6 protein-coding genes are annotated in these 6128 nt (G+C 42.0%); all 6 read right to left on the reverse strand.

Features of this window, described 5'->3' with window-relative positions:
• Positions 1–120 precede the first annotated feature (120 nt).
• Entirely contained in the window at positions 121–1425 is a 1305-nt protein-coding gene (gene hisD, locus NI468_RS13730) for a histidinol dehydrogenase (protein WP_253102322.1), read from the reverse strand.
• Positions 1426–1611: 186 nt separating this feature from the next.
• The gene (hisG, locus tag NI468_RS13735) at positions 1612–2313 is read right to left on the reverse strand and encodes an ATP phosphoribosyltransferase (protein WP_004730740.1); all 702 of its coding nucleotides are present in this window, start codon (positions 2311–2313) and stop codon (positions 1612–1614) included.
• Positions 2313–3569, reverse strand: a complete 1257-nt coding sequence (gene murA / locus NI468_RS13740; RefSeq protein ID WP_004279150.1) for a UDP-N-acetylglucosamine 1-carboxyvinyltransferase — start codon at positions 3567–3569, stop codon at positions 2313–2315. Before murA ends, hisG begins: the two co-directional genes overlap by 1 nt.
• A 7-nt stretch (positions 3570–3576) precedes the next feature.
• Complete coding sequence (ibaG, locus tag NI468_RS13745) at positions 3577–3828, reverse strand: BolA family iron metabolism protein IbaG (protein ID WP_004730742.1); 252 nt, start codon at positions 3826–3828, stop codon at positions 3577–3579.
• A gap of 133 nt (positions 3829–3961) precedes the next feature.
• Positions 3962–4294 (reverse strand): ribosome hibernation-promoting factor, HPF/YfiA family, encoded by a 333-nt coding sequence (gene hpf / locus NI468_RS13750; RefSeq protein WP_004730744.1) that lies wholly within the window; start codon positions 4292–4294, stop codon positions 3962–3964.
• 185 nt (positions 4295–4479) lie between these two features.
• The gene (locus NI468_RS13755; RefSeq protein ID WP_253102323.1) at positions 4480–5931 is read right to left on the reverse strand and encodes an RNA polymerase factor sigma-54; all 1452 of its coding nucleotides are present in this window, start codon (positions 5929–5931) and stop codon (positions 4480–4482) included.
• Positions 5932–6128 lie beyond the last annotated feature (197 nt).

Genomic DNA, 6128 nt, shown 5'->3' on the forward strand with positions numbered 1-6128 from the left:
CCTCTCCCTGAGCCATATATGGCGCAAGAGAGGAATTTTCATTAATAAAGACACAAGATTTTTGTGGTTTAAATTCTCCTCTCCTTTTAAGAGAGGGTCAGGGAGAGGTGGTAATGCTATTTATGGTTGATAACGATAACGTGCAGAACGTGCATGTGCATCTAGGTTTTCCTGTTGCGCCAAGATATCCGCAGTTTTTGCTAAAGTTTTTACACCTTCTTGTGAGCACATAATCAGGCTTGAGCGCTTCTGGAAATCATAGACACCAAGTGGCGATGAAAAACGCGCAGTACCTGAAGTCGGCAAGACGTGGTTTGGACCAGCACAGTAATCACCAATGGCTTCAGGCGTATAACGACCCATAAAGATCGCACCTGCATGACGAATGCTGTCAGACATTGCTTCTGCATCATCTAAACATAACATCAAATGCTCAGGTGCCACCTGATTAATCAAATCTGATGCTTCTTGACGGTCTTTTACGAGCACCAAAGCACCACGATTGGCAATCGAAGTACGGGCAATTTCTGCCTTTGGCAATGTTGCCAGATGCATTTCTATTGCCTGTTCAACGGCATTTAGCAACTGTTCATCTGGTGTGATGAAAATGGCTTGTGCCACAGTGTCATGTTCAGCTTGCGAAAGTAAATCCATCGCCAACCATTCAGCATTATTTTGGCCTTCGGCATAGACCAAAATTTCAGAAGGTCCTGCAATCATGTCGATACCGACCTGACCGAACACCGCACGTTTTGCCGCAGCAACAAAACGGTTGCCTGGGCCGGTAATTTTATCTACTGCTGGGACAGTTTCTGTACCGTAAGCCAATGCCGCAACCGCTTGCGCGCCACCAATTGTAAAGACACGCGTTACGCCTGCCAGATATGCAGCCGCCAGTACCAATGGGTTTAAATCACCATTCGGCGCAGGCACTACCATAATAATTTCAGGAACACCCGCCACATGTGCAGGCACTGCATTCATCAATACAGAAGATGGATAAGACGCCAGACCACCCGGTACATAAATCCCGACACGATCCAGTGGAGTCACTTTCTGACCGAGTGTATTTCCTAAAGCATCGACGTAGGTCCAGCCATCCTGTTTTTGTACCTGATGAAACTCACGCACGCGTACTGCAGCAAGCTCCAAAGCTTCGCGCACTTCAGTTGTTAAGCCCTCAAAGGCAGCTTGTAGTTGCTCTTGGCTTAACTCTAAATCTGAAAATTGATGTGCCGGATGTCGATCGAACTGTTGAGTGAGTTTAAGAACTTGAGCATCACCATGTTGACGAACATCAGCAATAATTTGGTCTACAGTTTTTAAAAGTTCAGGATCATTAACAGTTTCAAAAGCCAACAAGTCAGCAAATGCTTGCTTGAAGTTTTGATCTTGGGTCGATAAACGTCGCATCAATTTACCCATCAGGTTTGAATTCGAAGGCTTTAGTTTACCTGTTTTCCAGACTTTTGTCGGCAGCTATAGTGCTCTAGCCCTATGAGTTTTATTGGAAATAACTTTTGGTAAAATTGATGAAAGAATTTACATCGTATTTATGTTCAATCGAATAAAAAAACCGCCCTAAGAGGACGGTATTTTTATGCAACAAATTTAAGCTTGTTTGGCCTTTTCACGTTCTTCCACAGCTTTTTCAAGCTGTGCCAGAATCGGATTTAACAACGCTTGCTTACGCTTGAAGCTGGCTTTATTCACGATTAAACGCGAAGACACTTTGCAGATTTCTTCAAGTGGCTCTAAACCATTGGCACGCAAGGTATTGCCTGTATCTACGACATCGACGATGTAATCGCCCAGACCAACTAATGGTGCAAGTTCCATGGAGCCATACAGCTTGATCACATCCACTTGCTCACCCAGGCTGGCATAGTATTGACGGGTCAAATTCACGTACTTGGTCGCAATTTTTAAGCGACCTTTAGGACGTAGCATCCCCACCTTACCGGCGGTCATCAATTTACATACCGCAATTTTCAGGTCCAATGGTTCATAGACATTTTGTGCACCATGTTCCATCAATACATCTTTACCGGCCACGCCAATATCGGCTGCACCATTTTCAACATAAGTCGGTACATCTGAAGCACGTAAAATTAGAATACGAACCTGTTTATGCGTGGTCGGGAAAATCAATTTACGAGATTTATCAGGATCTTCTAAAAGATTAATCCCTGCTGTTTCTAGCAAAGGTAAAGTCTCTTTTAAGATACGCCCCTTACTTAATGCCAAAGTTAAACCATGATCAAAATTGCCCATTACGTCAAAGTTTGGATCATCGTTTCTCATATCGCTCATTAATTTACTCGCTTAATTTGGGCACCTAAACTTTGTAACTTTGCTTCTACATCTTCATAACCGCGGTCAATATGATAAATGCGGTCAATCAGCGTTTCACCTTCAGCGGCAAGTGCTGCCAGCACCAAAGAGAACGAAGCACGTAAATCTGTTGCCATTACGGGTGCGGCAGAAAGTTTTTCTACACCCGTTACCACAGCATCATTACCTTCTACCTGAATATTGGCACCCATACGTGCCAATTCAGGAACATGCATGAAACGGTTTTCAAAAATCGTTTCAGAAATTGTCGCAAAGCCTTGAGCAATGGCATTCACAGCCATAATCTGGGCTTGCATATCGGTTGGAAATTCTGGATGTGGTAAGGTTTGGAAGCTGACAGCTTTCGGACGTTTACCCAGCATATCCAGTTCAATCCAGTCGTCACCACGAGTCACTTCTGCGCCCATTTCTTCAAACTTGTCCAGCACCGCTTCCATCAGGGACGGATCAGTATGCGTGGTTTTGATACGACCGCCAGTGATCGCTGCTGCTGCCAGATATGAACCGGTTTCAATCCGGTCAGCAACCACAGCATATTCACAGCCATGCAGACGTTCGACACCGGTCACAATTAAAGTGTCGGTATCCAGACCTTCAATCTTGGCGCCCATCTTGATCAGCATTTGCGCAAGATCAGTGATCTCAGGTTCACGTGCTGCATTGCGAATCGTGGTCACACCATCGGCCAACACGGCAGCCATCAAAATATTTTCCGTACCACCTACAGTCACCATATCAAAAACGACTTCGCCACCTTTGAGGCGACCATCGACTTTGGCATGTACATAACCGGCTTCGACTTCAATCTCGGCACCTAAAGCCTCTAAAGCTTTCAAATGCTGATCGACAGGACGGGAACCAATCGCACAACCGCCAGGCAAAGACACTTTTGCACTACCATAGCGCGCCAACAATGGACCAAGCACCAAAATAGAAGCACGCATAGTTTTTACGAGTTCATATGGTGCGAACTGGTTATCTAATGTCGATGTATCAGCAACAACCGTATCGCCTTCATAAGTCATGGTGATCCCAAGACCAGCAATCAGCTTCACCAGCGTATTGACATCTTTTAAATTAGGAACATTTCTGAGCGTAATCGGGGTATCAGCAAGAATCATTGCTGCCAATAATGGAAGTGCTGCATTCTTTGCACCAGAAATGCGCACTTCACCTTCGAGCTTGATACCGCCCTGAATTAAAAATTTATCCATTAAATGATTAAGCTCCAAATAAGCTTGCTTTGCGCCATTCTTCTTTTGTCATCGCGCGAATTGTTACTGCGTGAACTGCACCACTGGCAATATGGGCATTGAGAGGAGCATAAACAGCTTGTTGGCGTGCAACTGGACGCTTACCTTCAAATTGATCATCCACAATACGGAGATCAAATTTTCCGCCCTGACCACTCACAGCAACATCCGCCTCTGGAAAAGCGGCTTCTAAAATTTCAGCGAGCTGTTCATTATTCATCACAAGACCTCTTATAGGACTAAGGGTGTAAAACGAGCCATTTTACTATAAATAGCAAAAATAATTCATGGATCCATACATTATATATATAAAAAAAAGAGGCTTTTAAAACCTCTTTTTCATCATTTGTCCTTTATAGGGCTAAAGGATGCTGCTGTAAATGCATTTCCCGGTATCGATCAATCTGCCGTTTGAGTTTTTCGGTTAATATTTTAATTGAGGTATACATATCATCTGCGGTGGCGTGAGCAAAAAATTCAATGCCCGGTAATCGAATAATAGCCTCTGCGATATGATTACTACTGCCCTTTCTAGAGCGTTTATCAATTTGATGATCTTTTGAGAGTTTCACTTGCATACTATTCACCTGATCCAGGTGCTTCGTCATCTGTGAAAACTTGGTTTTTATACTTTCTTCAATAGCTGGCGTAATCGATAAATGATGTCCACGAATTGTTATTTGCATAGTTCTATCCCTCACCTTCGTTAGGATTAGAAGAGTCACAATATAAAATAATTTAAATACAGCAACTTATAAATAAAGTATCCGTATTTTAAGTCCTGAATCAAATCACTTTTACTGCTCCTCAAAAGAAAAAAAGATTCATTATGTTGTCATAATGAATCTCTAGAATAGCCAGATTTCAAATTTTAGATCAAGACTTTTCGCTCAGAAGATGAAGGAATATGTAACGATTCACGATATTTCGCCACTGTACGTCGTGCCACATCAATGCCTTCATCTTTTAACATATTGGCAATTGCATTATCAGACAAAGGTTTGCGGGCATTTTCTTCGGAAATCAGTTTTTTGATTTTGGCACGGATAGCAGTAGAAGATGCTTCACCACCTGAAGTAGTCCCGACATGACTCGAGAAGAAATATTTCAACTCGAACAATCCACGTGGGGTCAGCATATATTTATTGGTGGTTACGCGAGAAACTGTAGATTCATGCAATTCGACTTCTTCGGCAATATCTCTTAAAACCAAAGGTTTCATGCCTTCTGCCCCAATTTCCAAGAACATTTTTTGATGTTCCACAATACAAGTCGCGACTTTCAATAAGGTTTTATGTCGTTCATCGATACTTTTAATGAAGTTCTTCGCTTCCAGCATCTGATTACGCAGGTACTGATTATCATCGCTTTGATCTGCACGACGAATCATTTTGGCATAAAAAGAATTGACGCGTAACTTTGGCAGCACATCCGAGTTTAAATTGACTTGCCAGCAGTTATTCTTTTTCATCACCACGACATCTGGCACCTGATAATCCGATTCCTTGTTTTCAAATTCCAGACCAGGATGCGGTTTTAATGTTTTTAGCAAATCTACGGCACAACGCAACTGCTCTGGATTTAAGCCAGTCTGTTTGATCAGCTTAGGAAGCTCATTGGTGATCAATAATTCATAATGTTGCAGAAGTTTGATCGCATCATTTCGGCAAGGCGTTGACGCAGGTAAATTATCAAGTTGAACCAATAGGCATTCTGCCAAGCTTCTAGAACCTACACCCACCGGATCCAAACGTTGAATATGCTTTAATACAACGGCAACCTCATCATCTTCAATTTCTTCTTCGGCCCCTATAGAAGAGAGTAAATGTTGTACTGATGCAGTAATTTCACTCAGCTCTGCATCTAAAAAACCTTTGTCGTCCAAAGAATCGACGATGCAATAAGCGATTAATTTATCAACCTGTGAAAAATTCAGCAGATTAATTTGTTCTAGCATATATTCTTGCAGGCTCTGATGCCCTTGACGATTATCTTCACGCTCTTCGAACTCGGCTGCCCCCAGACTTGTAGGTTGATGGGTATAAACATCATCCCAATCGGTATCTACAGGTAAGTCATCAGGAAGATGATCGGCGTTAAGTTGATTGGTTAGATCGTGATTTTCATTATTTGATTCAATTGTAGATAAGCTTTCAAGGGTAATTTGCTCTTCAACTTTTTCTAATAGAGGATTACTATCAAGTTGCAACTGAACTTCTTGTTCCAATTCCAGACTTGAAAGTTGTAATAGCCGAATTGCTTGCTGTAATTGTGGAGTTAATGACAGCGAGTTCGCAATTTTTATGCCCACTGATAATCTCATTGTTACCCCCCTTAATAGAAAATCCCGTTTTATAAGCAATTTTTATGCCGTTTTATTTTTTATAACACAGATTTACCAAAAAACATACAAACTGGATTTTAAATTTCTAGGGTGTGTCCTCATTTGGCTTTGCACCAAATAAATATACAGGCTATACGAATCATAGATTTATAATTGCGTGCCAGTTTATCAAATCG

Origin of the sequence: Acinetobacter lwoffii, assembly GCF_024129355.1 — a bacterium.
Taxonomy (GTDB): domain Bacteria; phylum Pseudomonadota; class Gammaproteobacteria; order Pseudomonadales; family Moraxellaceae; genus Acinetobacter; species Acinetobacter lwoffii_I.

Excerpts from the sequence above, each read along its gene's own strand:
- hisD (WP_253102322.1), bottom strand. The coding sequence starts at position 1,425 with ATGGGTAAATTGATGCGACGTTTATCGACCCAAGATCAAAACTTCAAG.
- hisG (WP_004730740.1), bottom strand. The coding sequence starts at position 2,313 with ATGAGCGATATGAGAAACGATGATCCAAACTTTGACGTAATGGGCAAT.
- murA (WP_004279150.1), bottom strand. The coding sequence starts at position 3,569 with ATGGATAAATTTTTAATTCAGGGCGGTATCAAGCTCGAAGGTGAAGTG.
- ibaG (WP_004730742.1), bottom strand. The coding sequence starts at position 3,828 with ATGAATAATGAACAGCTCGCTGAAATTTTAGAAGCCGCTTTTCCAGAG.
- hpf (WP_004730744.1), bottom strand. The coding sequence starts at position 4,294 with ATGCAAATAACAATTCGTGGACATCATTTATCGATTACGCCAGCTATT.
- NI468_RS13755 (WP_253102323.1), bottom strand. The coding sequence starts at position 5,931 with ATGAGATTATCAGTGGGCATAAAAATTGCGAACTCGCTGTCATTAACT.